23 protein-coding genes are annotated in these 18,670 nt (G+C 68.0%); 13 read left to right on the top strand and 10 right to left on the bottom strand.

Going from position 1 to position 18,670, the window contains the following annotated elements:
- Positions 1-20 precede the first annotated feature (20 nt).
- Together AACL56_RS18220 and AACL56_RS18225 are read right to left on the bottom strand one after the other, a co-directional pair.
- A complete protein-coding gene (locus AACL56_RS18220; RefSeq protein ID WP_339091220.1) occupies positions 21-1,274 on the bottom strand; it encodes a patatin-like phospholipase family protein in 1,254 nt (417 codons plus the stop codon).
- A gap of 90 nt (positions 1,275-1,364) precedes the next feature.
- The gene (locus AACL56_RS18225; protein WP_339091221.1) at positions 1,365-1,814 is read right to left on the bottom strand and encodes a CHRD domain-containing protein; all 450 of its coding nucleotides are present in this window, start codon (positions 1,812-1,814) and stop codon (positions 1,365-1,367) included.
- A 140-nt stretch (positions 1,815-1,954) separates the two neighbouring features.
- Here AACL56_RS18225 and AACL56_RS18230 point away from each other — a divergent pair, with 140 nt between their 5' ends.
- A complete protein-coding gene (locus tag AACL56_RS18230; protein WP_339091222.1) occupies positions 1,955-2,506 on the top strand; it encodes a DUF924 family protein in 552 nt (183 codons plus the stop codon).
- 15 nt (positions 2,507-2,521) lie between these two features.
- Here AACL56_RS18230 and AACL56_RS18235 read toward each other — a convergent pair whose 3' ends face one another.
- Complete coding sequence (locus AACL56_RS18235) at positions 2,522-3,445, bottom strand: YihY/virulence factor BrkB family protein (RefSeq protein ID WP_339091223.1); 924 nt, start codon at positions 3,443-3,445, stop codon at positions 2,522-2,524.
- A gap of 85 nt (positions 3,446-3,530) precedes the next feature.
- On the opposite strand from AACL56_RS18235, the gene AACL56_RS18240 reads away from it, so the two are divergent.
- The 4 genes from AACL56_RS18240 to AACL56_RS18255 are packed head-to-tail and all read left to right on the top strand — an operon-like array spanning position 3,531 to position 6,245.
- A complete protein-coding gene (locus tag AACL56_RS18240) occupies positions 3,531-4,136 on the top strand; it encodes a chromate transporter (RefSeq protein ID WP_339091224.1) in 606 nt (201 codons plus the stop codon).
- Positions 4,133-4,732 carry a chromate transporter gene (locus AACL56_RS18245; protein WP_339091225.1) on the top strand — a complete coding sequence of 200 codons (600 nt, stop codon included), beginning with the start codon at positions 4,133-4,135 and terminating at the stop codon, positions 4,730-4,732. Before AACL56_RS18240 ends, AACL56_RS18245 begins: the two co-directional genes overlap by 4 nt.
- A gap of 51 nt (positions 4,733-4,783) precedes the next feature.
- Positions 4,784-5,752 carry an aldo/keto reductase gene (locus AACL56_RS18250; protein ID WP_339091226.1) on the top strand — a complete coding sequence of 323 codons (969 nt, stop codon included), beginning with the start codon at positions 4,784-4,786 and terminating at the stop codon, positions 5,750-5,752.
- A gap of 16 nt (positions 5,753-5,768) precedes the next feature.
- A complete protein-coding gene (locus tag AACL56_RS18255; protein ID WP_339091227.1) occupies positions 5,769-6,245 on the top strand; it encodes a DUF3237 domain-containing protein in 477 nt (158 codons plus the stop codon).
- Between the two features lie 6 nt (positions 6,246-6,251).
- Here AACL56_RS18255 and AACL56_RS18260 read toward each other — a convergent pair whose 3' ends face one another.
- On the bottom strand, positions 6,252-6,773 hold the full coding sequence (locus AACL56_RS18260) for a GNAT family N-acetyltransferase (RefSeq protein WP_339091228.1): 522 nt from the start codon (positions 6,771-6,773) through the stop codon (positions 6,252-6,254).
- A 49-nt stretch (positions 6,774-6,822) separates the two neighbouring features.
- On the opposite strand from AACL56_RS18260, the gene AACL56_RS18265 reads away from it, so the two are divergent.
- The 3 genes from AACL56_RS18265 to AACL56_RS18275 all read left to right on the top strand — a co-directional run bounded on the left by AACL56_RS18265 (position 6,823) and on the right by AACL56_RS18275 (position 9,008).
- Positions 6,823-7,425, top strand: coding sequence for a helix-turn-helix domain-containing protein (locus tag AACL56_RS18265; RefSeq protein WP_339091229.1), 603 nt, complete (start codon positions 6,823-6,825; stop codon positions 7,423-7,425).
- Positions 7,426-7,535: 110 nt separating this feature from the next.
- Positions 7,536-7,706 (top strand): hypothetical protein, encoded by a 171-nt coding sequence (locus AACL56_RS18270; RefSeq protein WP_339091230.1) that lies wholly within the window; start codon positions 7,536-7,538, stop codon positions 7,704-7,706.
- 93 nt (positions 7,707-7,799) lie between these two features.
- Positions 7,800-9,008 (top strand): NAD(P)/FAD-dependent oxidoreductase, encoded by a 1,209-nt coding sequence (locus AACL56_RS18275; protein ID WP_339091231.1) that lies wholly within the window; start codon positions 7,800-7,802, stop codon positions 9,006-9,008.
- A gap of 15 nt (positions 9,009-9,023) precedes the next feature.
- Here the strand turns inward: AACL56_RS18275 and rlmB are convergent, their stop codons facing one another.
- Genes rlmB through AACL56_RS18295 form a run of 4 tightly spaced genes read right to left on the bottom strand, consistent with a single transcriptional unit; the run spans position 9,024 to position 12,066 of the window.
- The gene (rlmB, locus tag AACL56_RS18280; protein WP_339091232.1) at positions 9,024-9,770 is read right to left on the bottom strand and encodes a 23S rRNA (guanosine(2251)-2'-O)-methyltransferase RlmB; all 747 of its coding nucleotides are present in this window, start codon (positions 9,768-9,770) and stop codon (positions 9,024-9,026) included.
- A gap of 54 nt (positions 9,771-9,824) precedes the next feature.
- Complete coding sequence (locus AACL56_RS18285; protein ID WP_339091233.1) at positions 9,825-10,805, bottom strand: hypothetical protein; 981 nt, start codon at positions 10,803-10,805, stop codon at positions 9,825-9,827.
- Between the two features lie 4 nt (positions 10,806-10,809).
- Positions 10,810-11,304: a hypothetical protein gene (locus tag AACL56_RS18290; protein WP_339091234.1), complete on the bottom strand. Its 495-nt coding sequence runs from the start codon at positions 11,302-11,304 to the stop codon at positions 10,810-10,812.
- 51 nt (positions 11,305-11,355) lie between these two features.
- A complete protein-coding gene (locus AACL56_RS18295; protein ID WP_339091235.1) occupies positions 11,356-12,066 on the bottom strand; it encodes an ABC transporter ATP-binding protein in 711 nt (236 codons plus the stop codon).
- Positions 12,067-12,102: 36 nt separating this feature from the next.
- On the opposite strand from AACL56_RS18295, the gene AACL56_RS18300 reads away from it, so the two are divergent.
- The gene (locus tag AACL56_RS18300; RefSeq protein WP_425337025.1) at positions 12,103-12,732 is read left to right on the top strand and encodes an arylesterase; all 630 of its coding nucleotides are present in this window, start codon (positions 12,103-12,105) and stop codon (positions 12,730-12,732) included.
- A 60-nt stretch (positions 12,733-12,792) separates the two neighbouring features.
- Here the strand turns inward: AACL56_RS18300 and AACL56_RS18305 are convergent, their stop codons facing one another.
- Both AACL56_RS18305 and AACL56_RS18310 read right to left on the bottom strand, forming a co-directional pair.
- A complete protein-coding gene (locus AACL56_RS18305) occupies positions 12,793-12,996 on the bottom strand; it encodes a hypothetical protein (protein ID WP_339091236.1) in 204 nt (67 codons plus the stop codon).
- 114 nt (positions 12,997-13,110) lie between these two features.
- Entirely contained in the window at positions 13,111-14,304 is a 1,194-nt protein-coding gene (locus tag AACL56_RS18310; RefSeq protein ID WP_339091237.1) for a PLP-dependent transferase, read from the bottom strand.
- 81 nt (positions 14,305-14,385) lie between these two features.
- Between AACL56_RS18310 and AACL56_RS18315 the strand changes: the two genes are divergently transcribed.
- The 4 genes from AACL56_RS18315 to AACL56_RS18330 all read left to right on the top strand — a co-directional run bounded on the left by AACL56_RS18315 (position 14,386) and on the right by AACL56_RS18330 (position 18,667).
- Positions 14,386-14,847 (top strand): MerR family transcriptional regulator, encoded by a 462-nt coding sequence (locus AACL56_RS18315; RefSeq protein ID WP_339091238.1) that lies wholly within the window; start codon positions 14,386-14,388, stop codon positions 14,845-14,847.
- Positions 14,848-14,866: 19 nt separating this feature from the next.
- Positions 14,867-17,200 carry a VIT domain-containing protein gene (locus AACL56_RS18320; protein ID WP_339091239.1) on the top strand — a complete coding sequence of 778 codons (2,334 nt, stop codon included), beginning with the start codon at positions 14,867-14,869 and terminating at the stop codon, positions 17,198-17,200.
- An 84-nt stretch (positions 17,201-17,284) separates the two neighbouring features.
- Positions 17,285-18,106: a helix-turn-helix domain-containing protein gene (locus AACL56_RS18325; RefSeq protein WP_339091240.1), complete on the top strand. Its 822-nt coding sequence runs from the start codon at positions 17,285-17,287 to the stop codon at positions 18,104-18,106.
- Positions 18,107-18,214: 108 nt separating this feature from the next.
- Complete coding sequence (locus AACL56_RS18330) at positions 18,215-18,667, top strand: VOC family protein (RefSeq protein ID WP_339091242.1); 453 nt, start codon at positions 18,215-18,217, stop codon at positions 18,665-18,667.
- Positions 18,668-18,670 lie beyond the last annotated feature (3 nt).

Raw genomic sequence — 18,670 nt, forward strand, 5'->3', positions numbered from 1 at the left:
AGTCGAAGCTGAATCCCGACTCAGGCCGACAGGCCCGGCCGCTTGACGCGCCCCGAACCGTGCTCGCCCAGGTCGAAGGTGGTCACGCCATTGACGGTGGCATCGGCGCGCAGCGTCTCGGGGTGGGCCAGCGTCACGCGCATGTCGCGCGCGCCCGCCTCCCAGTGCTCTTCGACGGCGGCGCGCGAGAACTCGTAGTCCTTCGACTCGAGCTCGTAGGGCTTGTCGCGGTAGATCAGGTGGAAGATGTCGATCGGCTCGTGCGTGAGCTGCGACTGAACCGCGAGCACGCTCGGGTCGTTGCGCAGGCTGGCCGGCAGCTTGGTGATGAGGTCGGCAATGGCCTGCTGCAGGTTCATGTTGGCGGCCATCGCGTCGGTGTTCATGCGGGTGCGGCTCGAGTAGGTGATGTCCTTTTGCCGCTCCATCACGCCCGCGAGGGTCTGCGGCATTTCCCCGCGCGCATTGAACAGGTCGACCTGCAGCACCACCAGCGGCTCGGAGCGCGGGTGCGTGTCGAGCACGTACTGCAGCGGCGTGTTCGACACGATGCCGCCGTCCCAGTAGTCGTCGCCATCGATGCTGATGGGCGCAAAGCCCGGCGGCAGCGCGCCGCTGGCCATGATGTGCTCGGGCCCGATGCGCTGGCGCGTGTTGTCGAAGTACACCGAATTGCCGGTGCGCACGTTGACCGCACCCACGCTGAAGCGCGCCTCGCAGGCATTGATGCGATCGAAGTCCACCAGCCGCTCGAGCGTGGCCTTCAGCGGCGAGGTGTCGTAGTAGCTCAGCAGCGGCGCGGCGCCACCCATCAGGAAGGCCGGCGAATAGCGCGGCTCGAAGAAGCCGGGAATGCCCACCAGCGAAGCCATCGTCGCGCTGTACTGGTTCTGCGTGGCGCGGTCGCCGAACCATGCAGGCAGGCGCTGCGAAGGACCGGAAGACACGAGGTGCCAGAACTCGCGCAGCCGGTCGACCCGGTGCTCGGGCGCGTTGCCCGCGATCAGCGCCGCATTGATGGCGCCGATGGAAACGCCGGCGATCCAGTGCGGCTGCAGCTCGGTCTCGCTGAGCGCGGCATACACGCCGGCCTGGTAGGCGCCGAGTGCGCCACCGCCCTGGAGCACCAGCGCCTTGCGCGCGTTGCGCATGTCCTCGCGGCGCGAGGCGAAGGGATTCAGGGGCTGTTGCCGGGACGGGGCTGCGGAAGGTGAGCGGGCGGTTCGGGTGGCGCGTGCCGGTTGGGTCTTCTTCTTGGGCGATGTCGTCGTCATGCGGTCATTTGACACCAGCCCTGCGACACAAACCTGACCAGGGCTTTCACCCGCGCAGGATCATGTGCGGCCGAAGCCCCGAGGCACACATCACATCTTCGGCAGCATCTGCCCGCGGATCTCGCCGCCGGGGTTGGCGGCGGTGTGCACGTTGGCGTACCACTTGCCTGCGGAGAGATCGGCGGCCTGCGCCGGCGTGAGCGTCGCCTGGCCTTCGATCGGGCTCGCGGGGTTGGCGAAGGGCAGCACCACGCCGGCATTGGCGCCCGCGGCTGCTGGGCCGTGGAAGTGGGCCATGGTGGCCGGGCCGCTGAGCCCGCTGTAGGTGATCTTGTACTTGAGCACGTTGGTGTCGCGGTTCAACCAGGCCTCCGCCATGCCGCTGCCGCGCGTCATGTTGGGCGGGACTTCGCTGGCCGCGTTCATCGCGCCGCTGAAGGTCGCGACATTCGACTTCGACATCATTCCGCAACCGACCAGCGCGGCACTTGCCACCCCGGTGACGAGGGCTGCGCGCAAAAAGGTGCCATATTTGGTCATGAGTTCGATCTCCTGAGTTGTGAAAGCGTCCACAGCATAGGCAGCGCAGGGAGAGTTGTCTTGTCGGCCATCGCCCCGACTTCGCACCGCGTACCTCGGTAGAAACGCGTGCTTCACGCGCGCTGGAAGAGAATGTGCCGATGACATCCCAAGCACTTCCCTCGGCCCGCGAAGTGGCCGATTTCTGGCGCGATGCGGGGTACGCGCGCTGGTTCGCCAAGAACGACGCCTTCGACGCCGAATTCACCGCCCGCTTCACCGATGCCCACCATGCCGCCGCACGCGGCGAACTCGACCACTGGATGGTCGACGCCGAAGGCGCGCTCGCGCTGCTGGTGCTGCTCGACCAGTTCCCGCGCAACGCCTGGCGCAACAACCCACACATGCTGGCCTCCGACGGCAAGGCGATCGCGGTGGCGAAGAAAGCCATCGATGCGGGCTTCGACCGGCACATCGAGGCGGTGCTGCGCCCCTTCTTCTACATGCCTTTCATGCACTCGGAAGTGCTGGCGGAGCAGGAACGCTCGGTGGCGCTCTGTGCGGCGGTGGACGCCAACACGCAGCGCTTTGCCGTAATGCACCGCGACCTGGTGGCGCGCTTCGGCCGCTTTCCGCACCGCAACAGGATGCTGGGGCGCGAATCGACCGCCGAGGAGCAGAAATACCTCGACGAAGGCGGCTTCACAGGCTGAGCGGCCCTTCCGTGCTCAGCTGTCGTCGTGCGGCAGCGGCACGTCGCGCGTTGGCGACGGGTTCAGGTCGGCGATGCCCTTGGCATTCTTCATCGAGCCGTAGGTCCGCGCGTAGACCCAGGTGAACTCGGCGCCCAGCAGGAAGATCTGCGCCGAGTAGTACACCCACACCAGCACCACCACCAGCGAGCCCGCCGCGCCGTAGCCCGAGGCCACGCTGCTCTTGCCGATGTACAGCCCGATGAGGTGCTTGCCCACGGTGAAAAGCAGCGCCGTCACCGCGGCGCCCACCCACACGTCGCGCCACTGCACCTTGGCGCGCGGCATGATCTTGTAGATCATCGCGAAGATCACCGTGACCATCGCGAAGCTGAAGACGAAGTTGACCACCTGCGCCGTGGTCTCCCAGGCACCGAACATCGGCGACCACCACTTGCCCAGGGCGGCCAGCGCCGCACTCGCCACCAGAGAGACCATGAGCAGGAAGCCGATGCCCATGATCATGCTGAACGACAGCAGCCGCACCCGCAGCATGTTGAACAGGCCCTTGTTCTTGATGCGGGCCGGTGCGCGCCAGATGCGGTCGAGCGCGTCCTGCAGTTCGCCGAACACGGTGGTGGCGCCCACCACCAGCAGTCCGATGCCGACCACCGTGGCCACGATGCCTTCGGCGGGCTTGTTGACGGCCTGCAGCATGCCCTGCACCGCGGCCGCGCCCTGGGCGCCCATGAGCCCCGAGAGTTGCGCGAAGATCTCGCCCCGCGCGGCCTCCTGACCGAACACCAGGCCGGCCACCGCGATCACGATGAGCAGGAGCGGCGCGATCGAGAACACGGTGTAGTAAGCCAGCGCGGCCCCCATGCTCGGTGCGTAGTCGTTCGACCAGGAATTGAAGGCCCGCCGGCAGAGATCGAAGAGTGCGCGCAGTTGCAGGAGCATGCTGGAGTTTCCCCGTGGCGCCGGGCGGCGGCTTGTCAGTGCGGTGCCCGGCATGTTGAAGGCATGGCTACGATAATCGCACCACATGCACCCGTCTCCCCCCGCCACCGGCGCGGCGGCGCCATCCGCCACGCCCGAGATCGCCCATCCGAAGTCCCCGCGCGACCTGTTCGTCTCGTTCACCTTCCTGGCGCTGCAGGGCTTCGGCGGGGTCCTCGCCATCGTCCAGCGCGACATGGTCGAGAAGAAGAAATGGCTGACGCCCGAGCAGTTCCTCGAGGACTGGGCCGTCGCCCAGGTCATGCCCGGCCCCAACGTGATCAACCTCGCGCTGATGATCGGCGACCGCTACTTCGGCCTTCGCGGCGCGGTGGCCGCAGTGGCAGGCATGCTCACGGTGCCGCTGTTCGTGATCCTTGCGCTGGCCGTGCTCTACGCGCACTACGCGGGCAACCCGCAGGTGGCAGCCGCGCTGCGCGGCATGGGCGCGGTGTCGGGCGGGCTCATCGCCGCCACGGGCATCAAGCTGGTGCCGCAACTGCGCAAGCACCCGCTGGGCTTCGCCACCTGCCTGGCCTTCATGGCGCTGGTGTTCCTGGCCATCGCGGTGTTCAAGGTCCCGCTGGGCTGGGTGCTGCTGGTGGTGGGCGGCGTGGCCTGCGTGTGGACCTGGACGAGGATTCCCGCATGACCATCGCGATGCAATGGCACGACTGGCTGGCCCTGCTGGGGCAGTACATGCTGCTGTCCCTGCTGTCGATCAGCGGTGCCATCACCACGGTGCCCGACATGCACCGCTACCTGGTGACGCAGCACGGCTGGCTCACCGATGCGCAGTTCAGTTCCTCGGTGGCCGTCGCGCAGGCCGCGCCGGGCCCCAACGTGCTGTTCGTGGCGCTGATGGGCTGGAACGTCGGGCTCAACGCGGGCGGCGGCATCGGTGCCGGCCCCGCGGCCTGGATGCTCGGCTTCTTCGGACTGCTGGTCACGATGGTCGGCATCATGCTGCCGAGCACGACCCTCACCTACTTCGCCACGCGCTGGGGCCACCGCAACCGCACGCGGCGTGGCGTGCGGGCCTTCAAGCAAGGGATGGCCCCCGTGGTGGTGGGCCTGCTGATCGCCACCGGATGGGTGCTGGCCGCCGGCAACCAGGCCGGCAACGCGCCCGCATGGCACCTGTGGCTGCTGAGCGGCGTGGCCGCGCTGATCGTCTGGCGCACGCGCATCCACCTGCTCTGGCTGCTCGGCGCCGGCGCATTGCTGGGCGCCACGGGCTTCGTCTAACCTCTCGTTCAACGTCCTTCCTTTTTCTCCACCTTCAGGGAACACATCGACATGTCGCAACTTCGCCCGCTCGGCCGCTCCGGCCTCCTCGTCTCCCCGCTCGCCTTCGGCGGCAACGTGTTCGGCTGGACCGTCGACGAGGCGGCGTCGTTCAAGCTGCTCGACGCATGGCTCGACGCAGGCTTCAACTTCGTCGACACCGCCGACGTGTACTCGAGCTGGGTGCCGGGCCACCCCGGCGGCGAGTCGGAGACCATCATCGGCAAGTGGCTCAAGCAGAGCGGCAAGCGCAACCGCGTGGTGCTCGCCACCAAGGTCGGCAAGCCGATGGGCGAAGGCAAGGTGGGGCTGTCGCCCAAGTACATCCGCGAAGCCGTCGAGGCTTCGCTCAAGCGCCTGCAGACGGACTACATCGACCTGTACCAGTCGCACGACGACGACGCCGGCACGCCGCTGGAGGAATCGCTGGGCGCGTTCGACAAACTGGTCAAGGAAGGCAAGGTGCGCGCCATTGGGGCGTCGAACTACACCGCGCCGCGGCTCGAGGAAGCGCTGGACGTGTCGGAGCGGCTCGGCATCGCGCGCTACGAAAGCCTTCAGCCGCTGTACAACCTGTACGACCGCGCGGTGTTCGAGGACGCGCTGGAGCCGCTGTGCGTGAAGCGCGAGGTGGGCGTGATCAACTTCTACGCGCTGGCCGCCGGCTTCCTCACCGGCAAGTACCGCACCGAGGCCGATGCGTCCAAGAGCGCGCGCGGCGCCAACACCACGAAGAAGTACCTCAACGAACGCGGCCTGCGCATCCTCGACGCACTCGACAAGGTGGCCCAGCAGTACAACGCGAAGCCGGGCCAGGTCGCCATTGCATGGCAGATCGCGCGCCCGGGCGTGACGGCACCCATTGCCAGCGCCACTTCGATCGCACAGCTCGAGGAACTCGTGGTCGCGACGCAGCTGAAGCTCGACACCGGCACCATCGAGATGCTCGATCGCGCCAGCGCCGAGAACGCCGCCGCCTGACGCACGAAGCCGCGCGATGAACGTCTTCGATGCCATCGCCGCACCCACGCTCGAGCACTTCGCCGACCTGCGCGTGGAGGTGGGCATGCCGCAGGTGCTCGGCACGAGCGCGCGCGGGACGCGCCGCGTGGTGCCGATCACGGGTGGCGAGGCACACGGCCACGGCTGGCGCGCACGCGTGCTGCCAGGCGGCAGCGACTTCCAGCTGATCGCAAGCGACACGCTGAGCGAACTCGATGCGCGCTACGGGCTCGAGACCGATGCAGGCGACCTGATCTACGTGCAGAACCATGCGGTGCGCTCCGCGTCACCCGAGGTCATGGGCCGCCTGCTGCGCGGCGAGCCGGTGGACCCGTCCCAGGTCTACTTCCGGTGCAGCCCGCGCTTCGAGACGGCATCGCCGTCGCTGAAGTGGATCAACGAGCGCATGTTCGTCGGCGCCGGCATGCGCCACCCCGCCGAGGTGGTGATGCGCTTCTACCTGCTGGCCTGAGCGCCCTCAGCCGTCGACGGGGTTCAGCGGCGTCGAGAGAACGCGCTGGTAGAAGGCCACGTCGAGCCAGCGCCCGAACTTGAAGCCGGCCTGGCGCACGGTGCCCGAATGTTCGAAGCCCAGGCGCTCGTGCAGCGCGATGCTGCCGGCGTTCGTCGCATCGATGGCGCCGACCATCACGTGCACGTCGCGCGCCACCGCTTCGGCAACGATCGCCTCCATCAGCGTGCGGCCCAGGCCCTCGCCGCGGTGCGCACTGTGGACGTAGACCGAGTGCTCCACCGTGTACTTGTAGGCCGGGAACGCGCGGAAGGTGCCGTAGCTCGCGAAGCCCAGCAGCTTGCCCGCGTCGTCCACGGCACCGATCACCGGGAAGCCGTTGGCACGCTTGGTGGCGAACCACGCCACCATGTTCTCGGCCGTGCGCGGCTTGTAGTCGTACAGCGCGGTCGATGTGACGATGGCTTCGTTGAGGATGGCAAGGATCGCAGCAGCGTGCGCTTCTTCAGTGCAGGGGATCAGACGCATGGTGTTCCTCATCGGAATTTCGTTCAATATAGGAGAATAATAATCTCATATGAGAAACGACAAATCTGCTCTTTCCGCTCCCTCGGAGCCGGCCGGCGACAACATCGACGCCCTCATCGCAAGCCGGCTTCTGGCCCTGCGGCAGGCGCAGCAACTCAGCCTGGCCGACCTGGCCGAACGCTCCGGGGTCAGCAAGGCGATGATCTCGAAGGTCGAACGCGCGCAGAGCAGCCCCACCGCCGTGTTGCTGGGCCGCCTGGCCGCCGGGCTGGGCGTTCCGCTGGCGCAGCTGCTGACCGAGGACAAGGTGCAGCCGCAACGGCTGCGCCCGCGCGCAACGCAGGAGGTATGGCGCGATCCCGAGGCCGGTTACCTCCGCCGCCAGGTCGCCGAGCGCCAGTCGGGCAGCGGCGTGGAGCTGGTCGAGGTCGAGCTGCCGCGCTCCGCGCAAGTCGGCTATCCGCGATGGAGCGGCAAGCCATACCGGCAGTGCCTGTGGATGCTCGAGGGCGCGCTGCGGGTCGACTACGGCGACGAACGCTTCGAACTTGCGCCAGGCGATTGCCTCGACTTCGCCGTCGACCGACCGCTCGTGTTCAAGGCGCTGGGACGCGCAGGCTGCCGCTACCTGCTGGTGGCCAATCCCGAATGACGGTGCACCGAGGGTAGGCAGGTTCCCACATGCACAGGCGGCACGCGCCGGTTCGACGGCCGGCACCGGCCGGGATACTGCGAGGCATCTCAGCTTCCGGAGGAACGACGATGTCTTTCGCGCTTTACATGATCGGTTTCTTGATTTTCCTGGGCGGCCTCATCTGGGGCGCCTCGGTGGCCGGCGTGCCCACGCTCTACATCGGCATCGGCGCCATGATCCTGCTGGGCATCGGCATCTTCAGTGCGGTCGGCCGCACGCGTGGCAAGGATCCTTCCTGAGTTCACGCAGGCTTCACGCCGCGCGCACAGAGCGCCGCTAACTTTGCATGCGCACCGCAACACGCGGTGCGCATTGCTCAAGTCAGCGGCCTCATGCACAACTCTTCCAGCCTCTTTTCCCCACTCGTCCCGGCGGCCTCCTCGGCTGCGCCTGCACCCACGCCCGGCGCCGGCAACAGCACGGGCAGCCTCAAGGTCGACCTGCTCGTCGTGGGCGCGAGCTTTGCAGGCTTGGCCTGCGCGCGAGCCGCCGCGCTTGCGGGCCTCAGCGTGATGGTGCTCGAGAAGAAGGCCAGCGCCGGCGACAAGCTCCACACGACCGGGATCATCGTCAAGGACGCGGTCGACACCGTGCCCTGGCTCGCCGAGGTGCCCCCCGCGCTGGTGCGCCGCATCGAAGGCGTGCGGCTGTACGCCCCCAGCATGCGCCACGTCGACCTGCACGCGCCGGGCTACTGGTTCTGGGCCACCGACGCGCCATCGCTGCTCGAGTGGATGGTGGACGCCGCACGCGCCTGCGGCGTCGACGTGCGGCTGGGCACGCTGTTCGAGCAGGCGCTCTGGATCAATGGACGCTGGGAGGTCCCGGTGATGCAGGGGCCATGCATCTCGGCAACTTACCTCGTGGGCGCGGACGGGCCGCATTCGCGCGTGGCGAAGGCGCTGGGCCTGTCGCGCAACACGCGCTTCCTCTACGGCGTCGAACATGAATACAAGGGTGCGCGCATGGCGCCCGACCTGCTGCATTGCTTCGTCGACCGCCAGCTGGCACCGGGCTACATCGGCTGGGCGCTCGAAGGCGTCGGGGTGAGCCAGATCGGGCTGGCTCGCCGCATGAAGCGCAACGACGACCAGGGTGCGCTGAAGCTCGGCCCGCTGCTGCGCAAGATCTCATCGGTGGTCACACCCGGCGATGCACCGCCGGTGGCAGTGCGTGCCGGGATGATCCCGTGTGGCGGCGTGCTTCCGCGGGTGTCACGCGAACGCGCCTTGCTGGTGGGCGACGCGGCGGGCATGGTGTCGCCGGTGACGGCGGGCGGCATCCACACCGCGTTGCTGCATGGCCAGCGTGCGGGCGAGGCCGTGGCGCGCTTCGTGCGCCGCGAGGCCGACGACCCCGCCGGTTGGCTCGTGCGCAGCTACCCGGGCTTCCGGCTCAAGCGCACGTTGCGCTGGGCCTTCGACCATTTCCAGAGCGACTGGATGTTCAACCACCTGCTGGGAACGCCGCAGATGCGGCGCATGGCGGAACTCGTCTATTTCCACCGCAAGGGCACCGCCCTGCCCCCGCATCGGGACTGAAGGAGGCTGCAGCGCTCAGGCGCTGCGCTGGCGCATCGCCTCGTAGAGGCACACGCCGCTGGCCACCGAGACGTTCAGGCTTTCGACCGCGCCGGCCATCGGAATGCTCACCAGCTCGTCGCAGGTCTTGCGCGTGAGCTGCCGCATGCCTTCGCCCTCGGCGCCCAGCACCAGCGCCAGCGGGCGCTTGAAATCACTCTGGTAGATCGTGCCCGGCGCGTCGTCGCTCGTGCCCACGCACCAGATGTTGCGTTCCTTGAGTTCGTTGAGCGTGCGCGCGAGGTTGGTGACCATGAAGTACGGCACCGTCTCGGCCGCGCCGCTGGCCACCTTGGCCACGGTGGCGTTGATGCCGGCTGCGTGGTCCTTCGGCGCGATGACCGCGTGCGCGCCGGCACCATCGGCCACGCGCAGGCAGGCGCCGAGGTTGTGCGGGTCGGTCACGCCGTCGAGCACCAGCAGCAAGGGCACGGTGCCGGCTTCCTCGAGACCTTCGAGGAGTTCGTCGAGCGAGCGCACCTGCGCCACGGGTTCGACCCGCGCCACCACGCCCTGGTGGCCATGGCTGCCGCTGAGCTTGGACAGCCGCAGGCCGTCGGCCTCGACCAGCCGCACGCCGGCTTCCTGCGCCCGCGCGATGAACTGTTTCATGCGCGCATCGCGCCGGCTGGCGTCGAACATCACTTCGAGCACCGATTTCGGCGCGGTCTTGATGCGCACGCCCACGGCATGGAAGCCGAAGATCACTTTTGGAGAAGACATGGCCGGATTATCCCCACCTGCGGGACCGGCCTTCGCGCCCTCGAGCCCGGCGCCTCAGGCCAGCGGCAGGCCGCTCAGCGCACGGGTGCGCTCGTCGTGCAGTTCCTGCACCGCGCGCGCATTCGGATGCACCCGCTCGCTGTTGCCTACGCTTTCCAGGTACTGGCAGGCGGCATGGCCTTCGGCCGCCTTCTCGTAGCGCGCCACCCATGCATCGCGCACGGGCAGCTTGTCGGGCGATACGGGCCACACGCCGGGCTGCGGGCGCATGTGCTCGCCGATGCCCACGCGCCACGGCTTGGCGCTCACGCGCGCCCGGAAGCAGTTCTGGTTGCGGCACATGCGCGCATAGACCTTGTCCACGCCCATGGCCTGGAAGCAGTCGGCCACGGCCGTGTCGGAAGGGCTGAAGACGTCGTGCATCGCCAACACGCGAAAGCCTGCCGGCGTGCGGTAGATGCGCAGGTGCCAGTCGGGGTGCTGGTGCATGAAGCGGCCGATGCGCTCGGCCGCGAGCTTCTCCGGCGCCGGATTGCCGCTGGGCTGGCCGCGCTTCTTGCGTTGGCCGATGACCCAGGCCACGGCGAACACCACGAAGAACGCGATCAGTCCGCCCAGCCAGGTCTTCGCGGCCCAGCCGCCGACCACGCCGGCGATGAGCGCCGGCACCAGCGCAAAGGCAAACACGCTGCCACGCAGCGGCTCCTCGAAGTCGATGTCGACGAACAGCACGTCGGGCGTGTTGAGGCAGCGCGCCCCGTAGCCGTTGCGGGTGATGACGGTGTCGCCCTGGCGCTCGACGATCTCCTCGCGAATGGGAACGCCATTGGCGCCGTTGTAGGCCAGCTTGCGCTCGCGGCGTTCGAGCTGCTCGCCCTGCACGATGCGGTCGAAGGCCTCGCGGGTGCGCTGGTCGGCATGGGCCTGGGCGGCGAGCGGGCTGTCGTCGGACCAGCCGTAGCGGCGCACGGTGACCTGCTTGCCGGCCACGCGCTCCTGGATGCGGCCTTCGGCCCAGAACTGCGGAACGATCATTGGCTCAGAACTCTCCGCCGAAGTACATCCAGACCATCAACGCGACCAGCACGACGATGACCATCGGCAGCCACTTGTACCCGCCGCCATGCACGCGGCCGGGTTCCTCCATCGAACGGCGCGGCATGTGCGAAGGCAACGGAGCGAATTCGCCGACCGAAGGATCGTCGTGCTTGTCGACCAACCGCTTGGCGGCTGCCAGGCTCAGGCCGGTGGCCTCGCGCGTGAGGCGGATCGCCTCGATCTTGTTGCCCTGCGCCAGCGCCTTCAACGCGGTCGAAGGCATCGAGGCGAAGCCGCGATCCTGCATGGCGGCATCAGGTGCACTGCGCCCGGCCTGCATGTCTTCATCCCCCTCGTCCATGCGTTCGGCATAGCGGTCGACCGCTTCCTTGGCCGACTTGAGGTCCATGCCGGTGCGGTCGCGCACGATCTTGATGGCCTCGATGAGCCTGCCGCCCTGGAGCGCGCGGACAGCATCGGGGGGAAGTTCTTCCATGCAGTCTCCTCGAATGTGATTTGCTATTTATTTAATAGCTTATCGCGCTTGTCAGACGGGCGCTACGGCAGCTTTTTCATTAACGGCGACGCGTCCGGCCTCGATGGTGATGCGCCGTTCGCACTGCGCGGCGATGCCGCGATCGTGCGTGACCAGCACCAGCGTCGTGCCGAGTTCACGGTTGAGGTCGAACATCAGCCGCATGACCTGCTCGCCGGTGGCGAAGTCGAGGCTGCCGGTCGGCTCGTCGGCCAGCAGCAGCGCAGGCTGCACCACGAAGGCGCGCGCGAGGGCCACGCGCTGCTGCTCGCCGCCGGAGAGCACCTTCGGGTAGTGACCCAGCCGCTGGCCCAGGCCGACCCGCCCGAGCATCTCGCTGGCGGCCTTGCGCGCGTCCTTGCGATTGGCGAGTTCCAGCGGGAGCATCACGTTCTCGAGCGCGCTGAGGTTGCCCAGCAGCTGGAAGCTCTGGAACACGAAGCCCACGCGCCGGGCGCGCACCGCGGCACGTTCGTCTTCGTCGATGGCGAAGATGTCGTCGCCCGCGAGCCTGACCGTGCCGCGCGTGGGTGTGTCGAGTCCCGCGATGATCGACAGCAAGGTGCTCTTGCCCGAACCCGAAGCGCCGACGATGGCAGCGGTCTCCCGCGCCCCGAGGGTGAAATCGATGTCCTGCAGAATGTCCAGCGTACCGGTCGAGTCGGTGACGGACTTGAAGACATGCTCGACGGCAACAATTACATCGGACGGGGGTTGGGACATGGAAAGGCTCTGGTTTTGAATCGACGTGACTTTATCTTGACCACCGCGGCGCTCGGCAACGCGGGGATATGGACGACCGCGGCGCATGCACAGGCGCAGGCTGGCAAGCCCGTGATCCTGGTGCTCGGCGATTCGCTGAGTGCAGAGTACGGCCTCAAGCGCGGCGAGGGTTGGGTACCCTTGCTGGAAAAAAGGCTTGCGCAACAGAAGCTCGCAGCCACCGTGGTCAACGCCAGCATCAGCGGCGACACCAGCTCCGGCGGCCGCTCGCGCCTTGCTTCGCTGCTCTCGCAGCACAAGCCTACGCATGTGGTGGTGGAGCTCGGCGCCAACGATGCCTTGCGCGGCCTGCCGCTCGCAGACACCGAGAGCAACCTGCTGCAGATCACCAAGGCGGCGCAGGCCGCGGGCGCGAAGGTGCTGATCGTCGGCATCCAGGTGCCGCCCAACTACGGGGGCGACTACACGCGGCGCTTCGAGGCGGTGTTTTCGAAGGTGGCGGGCGAGACGAAGTCCGCGCTGGTGCCCTTCCTGCTCAAGGGCGTGGCCGATGCGCCCGATGCGCTGTCGCTGTTCCAGGCCGACCGCATCCATCCGACGGCTGCGGCACAGCCCCAGTTGCTCGACAACGTCTGGCCCGAGCTGCACAAGCTGCTGCCGAAATGAAAAAGCCGCTGCAGGCTTGCGGCCTGCAGCGGCTTCTTGATGGGTACGCCAGGATCGGAATCAACCGTTCTTGGTGGGCAACTCCGGCACCGTGGGGGCATCGTGCTCGAGCGAGGCCACATCGGTTTCCGGGTCTCCGGGTGCCAGGCCGTCGCTGCTCGGTGCAAGTTTGCGATTCGCCTTTTCCCGGAGCTTTTCTTCCTTCTTCTTCTTCTTCGCCAGCTCTTTCTGGCGTTTCTCGTAGCCGTAATTTGGTGTTGCCACTGCTTCTCCTTGGGCGAGGCAGTCAGGGTGACTGCGCGTGGCCTACTGTAAGCGATAACGCCGCAGTCTCAAGACGGTACCCTGCAGCGCTCCAGAGGAGCCGGAAGCGATTTTTTACAACCGCGCCAATGCCTGTTGCAGATCGGCGCGCAGGTCCTCCACATCCTCGAGACCGATCGAGAAACGGACGAGCGTGCCCTTGTACGGCCAGCGCGCCACGCTGGCATCGCGCATCAGGCCGATGTCGTAGGGCACCACCAGGCTGATGGGCCCACCCCAGGAGTACCCCAGGCGGAAAAACTGCAGGCTGTCGCAGAAGCGGTCGACCTGCTCGGTGCTGAAGCGCTCGTCGAACACGACCGAGAAAAGACCCGCGGCCAGGTCGGCCTCGCCGCACAGCGCACGCCAGTGCACGTGGCCGGGCGACTCCTCCAGTGCGGGATGCAGCACCTGCGCGATCTCGTCTCGGCCATTGAGCCAACGTGCCAGTTCGCGCGCCGCGCGGTCGTGCGCCGCATAGCGCAGGGCGATGCTGGGCAGCGAGCGCAGCAGCGTTTCCACATCGCCCACGCCGATGCCGAAGCCCATGCGCATGTGCGTGAGCTTGAGCGCGCGATGCAGGCGCTCGTCGCGTGTGACCACACTGCCCATGAGCACGTCGCCCCCGCCGCTGGGGTACTTGGTGAGCGCATGCACCGAGATGTCGACGCCCTGCCCCGTGCCGTTGAAGTCGAAGGGCGCGAAGGCCAGCCCCGCGCCCCAGGTGTTGTCGAGCGCGGTCATCACGCCGCGCGCGCGGCACACATTCACCAGCGCGGGCAGGTCGGGAAACTCCATCGTCACCGAGCCGGCCGCCTCGACCCACACCAGCCGCGTGCGGTCCGACAGCTTGGCCGCGAGGTCGGCCGGGTTCATGGCGTCGTACATGCGGTGCGTGATGCCGAAGTTCGCGAGCTCGCCCGTGGCCAGCGCCTTGTTGGGTCCATAGGCATTGTCGGGAATGAGCACCTCGTCGCCGGTCTTCAGGAAGGCGAAGGCCACCAGCGAGATGGCCGCGAGGCCGCTGGGCACCAGCAGGCATTCGGTGCCCCCTTCGAGCGTCGCCAGCCGCTCCTCGAGCGTGAAGGTGGTCGGCGTGCCGTGCAGGCCGTAGGTGTAGCCGGCCTTGGTCTTCCAGTCGCGCGCGCGCATCGCGGCCACGTCGGCAAAGAACACGGTCGATGCCTTGTACACGCCGGGCTGCGGCGCGGAGAAGGTGGCGGGCGGTGTGTAGGGATGGTGGATCAGGTTGGTGGAGGGCTTGCTCATGGCTTCGATGCTAGCGCGCTGCCGCACGGGAGAAATCCGCAGGTGTTTTATAAAAACAGTTCTTGTGTTTAAATTAAGTGTATGAAATCGCATCCCCTTCCGGCGACAGCCGCCTACCCGCTCGCAGAGCTGTGCGTGCTCGCGGATCTGCCGCCACGCACCGTGCGCTACTACGTGCAGATCGGCATCGTCGACCGGCCCGAGGGCGAGACCCGCGCGGCGCGCTATGGCGCCCGGCACCTCGAGCAGCTGTTGCTCATCAAGAAGTGGACGGCCGCCGGCGTGTCGCTGGAGCGCATCCGGGAGCTGCTGCAGGGGCACGAAGCGCCGGTGCCCGCGCGCCCGCACGTCGCCGGTTCGGTGGAAGTGCGCAGCCATCTGACGGTGGCGGACGGCATCGAGGTGGTGATCGAGCCCGGCCGGGCCGGGCTCTCGCCGCAGCAGGTGCGCGGTTTCATACAGGGCGTGATGGCGGCCTATGCAGCGGCCTCTTCCGCCTCCCCTGCCGGCAGCGCCGCTGCCGACACTCCTGAGAAGAACTGACAGAAACGAAAGGCAACCCATGAGCAATCTGGAATACGCACGGATGACGACGACGAACGGCGACGCCGTGGTGCTCGAAGGCGTGAAGGCCAGCGGCGACCTGCGCGGCGTGCTGCTCGAGATGACGGTCGAGCAGCGCTTTCGCAATCCGGGCGCCTTGAACGTCGAAGTGGCCTACAGCTTTCCGCTGCCGTGGGGCGCGGTGCTGCTGGGCGTCGATGTGCAGCTGGGCAACCGGCACCTGAACGGGGCGGTGGTCGAAAAGGCCGATGCCGAGGCCGCCTACGAAGGCGCGCTGGCCGAAGGCCATGCGGCCATCATGCTGGAGAGGAACCATGACCAGAGCCACACGCTGAACCTCGGCAATCTCGCGGCCGGCGAAGCGTGCATCGTCACGCTGCGCTATGCGCAGACGCTGTCGTTCGAGCAGCAAGGCCTTCGCCTGCTGATCCCCACGGTGATCGCGCCACGCTACGGCGACCCGGTTGCCGACGGCAAGCTGCAGCCGCACCAGGCCCCCGTGCACAGCGCGGTGGCAGCGTATCCGTTCGACATCGAATTGCGGCTGCATGGCGAGCTGGCGCAAGCACGCGTGGCCTCGCCCAGCCATCCGGTGGGCGTGGCAATGCGTCCTGCCGAGGGCATGCTGCAGGTGTCGCTGGCGCGCCAGGGCGTGCTCGACCGAGACTTCGTGCTGGTCGTCGACCATTTGGCGCACGACGGCACGGCCGTGGTCGCGCGCGACAGCGTCGAGGCCGGCGCCATCATTGCGCTTGCCAGCTTCTGCCCGCGCATCCCGGCGCGCGGCCCTGCAACCACCGACGTGCAGCTGCTCGTCGACTGCTCGGGCTCGATGGCCGGCGACAGCATCGGCGCCGCGCGGCGTGCGTTGCAATCGATCGTTCTCCAGTTGGGCGCGGGCGACCGCTTCTCGCTCTCGCGCTTCGGCAGCACCGTCGAGCACCGCTCGCGCGGCCTCTGGGCGCTGACCGATGTCACCCGCCTGGCTGCGCAGCGCTGGGTCGGCGCGCTGCAGGCCGACCTCGGCGGCACCGAGATGGAAAGCGCGCTGGCATCCACCTTCGCGCTCAGCGCCGGCGCATCGAGCGACGTGCTGGTGGTGACCGACGGCGAGATCAGCGCCATCGACGCCACGATCGCATCGGCGAAGGCGTCGGGGCACCGTGTCTTCGTGGTCGGCATCGGCAGCAGTCCGGCCGAGGGCCATCTTCGGCGCCTGGCGGAAGCCACGGGCGGCGCCTGCGATTTCGTCGCACCCGGCGAAGCGGTCGAGCCTGCGGTGCTGCGCATGTTCGCGCGCCTGCGCTCGCCTCGGCTCGAAGCCGTGCGGATCGAATGGCCGGACGGCGTGCGTCCGGTGTGGGTGTCCGCGCTGCCTGCCTCGGTGTTCGATGCCGACACGGTCAACCTTTTCGCGCTGCTGGAACAGGTTCCCGAGGGCGAGATTCGCCTGCTCGGCGTCAGGCCGGGCGATGGCGCCACCGAGGAACAGATCGGCAGCGTTCGCGTCGCCCGCACGGCCGAGCCGATTGCCGCACTGAGCCAGATCGCGGCGCACGCGCGGTTCGCGGCACTCGCCGGGCCGCACGACGAGGAGCGCAAGGCGCAAGCCCGGCAGCTCGCGGTGGCTTACCAGCTGGTGACGGACGAGACCAACTACCTGCTGGTGGTCGAGCGTGCCGAAGGCGAACGCGCCACCGACATGCCCGAACTGCGCAAGATCGCGCAGATGGTGCCTGCCGGCTGGAGCGGCACCTCGTCGGGCCAGTTCGAAGCAGTGCGGGCCGCGCCCGCGCCCATGATGGCAAGGATGCGCGGCGTGCCCATGCCCGCGGCTGCCGGGGCAGCGCCGCCGATGCTCATGAAGAAGCGGACCCGGTCGTCGCCGGACGTCGTCGAGAGCGAGACGACCGCCACACCGGGCGCCATCGGCGCATGGCTGCGCAAGACACCGCTCTCCGCCTGGCCCGGCACCTACGCAGCGCTCGCGCAGCAGGGCATCCCGCCGGAGGTGGTCGACTGGCTCGAGCTGGCGATGGCCTCGCGCAGCGATGCGCCGCAGACAGAAGCTGCGGTCGTTGCATCGTTCCTCCACTTGCTGGCGAACGTGCTCGTCTTCGAGAACGTGGACCAGCAGGACGGCGTCCCGTGGGGCCCCGCCAACGCCGTAAGGCGCCTGCGGGATGCACTCGCCGGCAAGCCGGGCGCTGCGGCGGTGGCGGCGAACGTCGACCCGCGCTTCGTCGAAGTGCTGGCAGCGGAGCTGGCCGGGCTGACCTCCGAACGCTGGCCCGACCCGGTCTATGCGCTGAGCGCGAACGCAGCAGCCTAGCCAGGCCCGGGGGCAGGACACGCCGGGCGTGGCGCGGCACAATCCGCCGATGCGCCGAAGCCCGTCTCTCGCCGAGTCCGAGCCATGCAGTTGACGCGACCGCCCGCGCCGCACCTGCGGCGCTTCGTGCAGCTGCTGTGGGCCTCCTCGCCGGACGGTCCTCCCAGGACCCGGCCGGGCGCGCGCGAACATGTGCTGCCGACCGGCGGCATGCATGTCGTCTTCCGCCTAGGCGGCCCTGCGGTCCGGCTCTTCCGCGACGCGACCGACACGGAGGGCTTCACGGTGGGCTACGCGCTGGCGGGAGGAACCCGCTCGGCCTTCTTCGTCCGCGACGTGTCCGCGCAGACGTCCTCGGTCGGGGTCATGCTGCAACCGGGCGCGGCCAGGGCGCTGCTCGGGGCGCCCGAAGACGCGCTGGCCAATCGCCATACGCCGCTCGAAGCGCTCTGGGGCGCGGCAGCGGGCTTCGCGCTGGAACAGCTTTATGGCGCCGATTCGCTGGCGGGCCAGTTGACGATCGTCGAGGCTCTGCTGACTTCACGCCTTGCCGCACGCGCGATGCACGGACTGCATCCGGCCGTGGCGCAGGCGCTGGCCGACCTGCACGGCGGTCGCACCATCGGAGAACTGGTGAAGCACAGCGGCTACAGCCACAGGCGCCTCATCGCCCTCTTTCGAGGCATGACGGGCCTGCCGCCGAAACAGTACGCGCGAATGCTGCGATTCGACCGGGTGCTCGCGCAGTTTGCCCTCGAGCCCAACCAGCCCTGGGCCGAACTGGCCCTGCAGGCCGGCTACAGCGACCAAGCCCACTTCAATCGCGACTTCCTGGCGATCTCAGGCATGCCACCGCAGGCCTACCGGCGCGCGGCGCCGACCGCGTCACGGCATGTGCGGATCTGAGCTTCCGCATTCCATGCGCAGGTCCAGCAGGTCAAATTTGTGCAAGACCTGAAGCGCCGGACATTCCAGAATCGCGCCCATCCGCCAACCACCACGAACGGACGAACCATGGCCATTCACGAACTGTTTCCCTACCTCTGCGTGCACGATGCCGGCGCGGCCATCGACTTCTACTGCGAGGTCTTCGAGGTCAAGGAAATCTTCAGGCTGACCGAGCCCAGCGGACGTATCGGCCATGCGGAACTGGACTTCCACAACGGCGCCATCCTCATGCTGTCGGACGAGTTCGCCGAGTTCAACATCCGCAGCGCGAAGACACTGGGCGGCACGCCCGTGTCGCTGCACCTGCACGTAGACAACGCCGACGCCGTGGTGGCGCGCGCCGTGGCCGCGGGTGCCACCCTCGACATGCCACCTCAGGACCAGTTCTATGGGGAACGCTCCGGCGTCTTCCGCGACCCCTTCGGCCATCGCTGGAACGTGGGGCACAGCATCGAGAAGCTGACGCCGGAGGAAATGCAGCGGCGCTACACCGCCATGCTGCTCAACCCGGCCGAATGAATC

Origin of the sequence: Variovorax paradoxus, assembly GCF_902712855.1 — a bacterium.
GTDB classification, from domain to species: Bacteria; Pseudomonadota; Gammaproteobacteria; order Burkholderiales; family Burkholderiaceae_C; genus Variovorax; species Variovorax paradoxus_Q.

Bases quoted from the DNA above. Each gene is read 5' to 3' on its own strand.
- AACL56_RS18220 (WP_339091220.1), bottom strand. From the start codon at position 1,274: ATGACGACGACATCGCCCAAGAAGAAGACCCAACCGGCACGCGCCACC.
- AACL56_RS18225 (WP_339091221.1), bottom strand. From the start codon at position 1,814: ATGACCAAATATGGCACCTTTTTGCGCGCAGCCCTCGTCACCGGGGTG.
- AACL56_RS18230 (WP_339091222.1), top strand. From the start codon at position 1,955: ATGACATCCCAAGCACTTCCCTCGGCCCGCGAAGTGGCCGATTTCTGG.
- AACL56_RS18235 (WP_339091223.1), bottom strand. From the start codon at position 3,445: ATGCTCCTGCAACTGCGCGCACTCTTCGATCTCTGCCGGCGGGCCTTC.
- AACL56_RS18240 (WP_339091224.1), top strand. From the start codon at position 3,531: ATGCACCCGTCTCCCCCCGCCACCGGCGCGGCGGCGCCATCCGCCACG.
- AACL56_RS18245 (WP_339091225.1), top strand. From the start codon at position 4,133: ATGACCATCGCGATGCAATGGCACGACTGGCTGGCCCTGCTGGGGCAG.
- AACL56_RS18250 (WP_339091226.1), top strand. From the start codon at position 4,784: ATGTCGCAACTTCGCCCGCTCGGCCGCTCCGGCCTCCTCGTCTCCCCG.
- AACL56_RS18255 (WP_339091227.1), top strand. From the start codon at position 5,769: ATGAACGTCTTCGATGCCATCGCCGCACCCACGCTCGAGCACTTCGCC.
- AACL56_RS18260 (WP_339091228.1), bottom strand. From the start codon at position 6,773: ATGCGTCTGATCCCCTGCACTGAAGAAGCGCACGCTGCTGCGATCCTT.
- AACL56_RS18265 (WP_339091229.1), top strand. From the start codon at position 6,823: ATGAGAAACGACAAATCTGCTCTTTCCGCTCCCTCGGAGCCGGCCGGC.
- AACL56_RS18270 (WP_339091230.1), top strand. From the start codon at position 7,536: ATGTCTTTCGCGCTTTACATGATCGGTTTCTTGATTTTCCTGGGCGGC.
- AACL56_RS18275 (WP_339091231.1), top strand. From the start codon at position 7,800: ATGCACAACTCTTCCAGCCTCTTTTCCCCACTCGTCCCGGCGGCCTCC.
- rlmB (WP_339091232.1), bottom strand. From the start codon at position 9,770: ATGTCTTCTCCAAAAGTGATCTTCGGCTTCCATGCCGTGGGCGTGCGC.
- AACL56_RS18285 (WP_339091233.1), bottom strand. From the start codon at position 10,805: ATGATCGTTCCGCAGTTCTGGGCCGAAGGCCGCATCCAGGAGCGCGTG.
- AACL56_RS18290 (WP_339091234.1), bottom strand. From the start codon at position 11,304: ATGGAAGAACTTCCCCCCGATGCTGTCCGCGCGCTCCAGGGCGGCAGG.
- AACL56_RS18295 (WP_339091235.1), bottom strand. From the start codon at position 12,066: ATGTCCCAACCCCCGTCCGATGTAATTGTTGCCGTCGAGCATGTCTTC.
- AACL56_RS18310 (WP_339091237.1), bottom strand. From the start codon at position 14,304: ATGAGCAAGCCCTCCACCAACCTGATCCACCATCCCTACACACCGCCC.
- AACL56_RS18315 (WP_339091238.1), top strand. From the start codon at position 14,386: ATGAAATCGCATCCCCTTCCGGCGACAGCCGCCTACCCGCTCGCAGAG.
- AACL56_RS18320 (WP_339091239.1), top strand. From the start codon at position 14,867: ATGAGCAATCTGGAATACGCACGGATGACGACGACGAACGGCGACGCC.
- AACL56_RS18325 (WP_339091240.1), top strand. From the start codon at position 17,285: ATGCAGTTGACGCGACCGCCCGCGCCGCACCTGCGGCGCTTCGTGCAG.
- AACL56_RS18330 (WP_339091242.1), top strand. From the start codon at position 18,215: ATGGCCATTCACGAACTGTTTCCCTACCTCTGCGTGCACGATGCCGGC.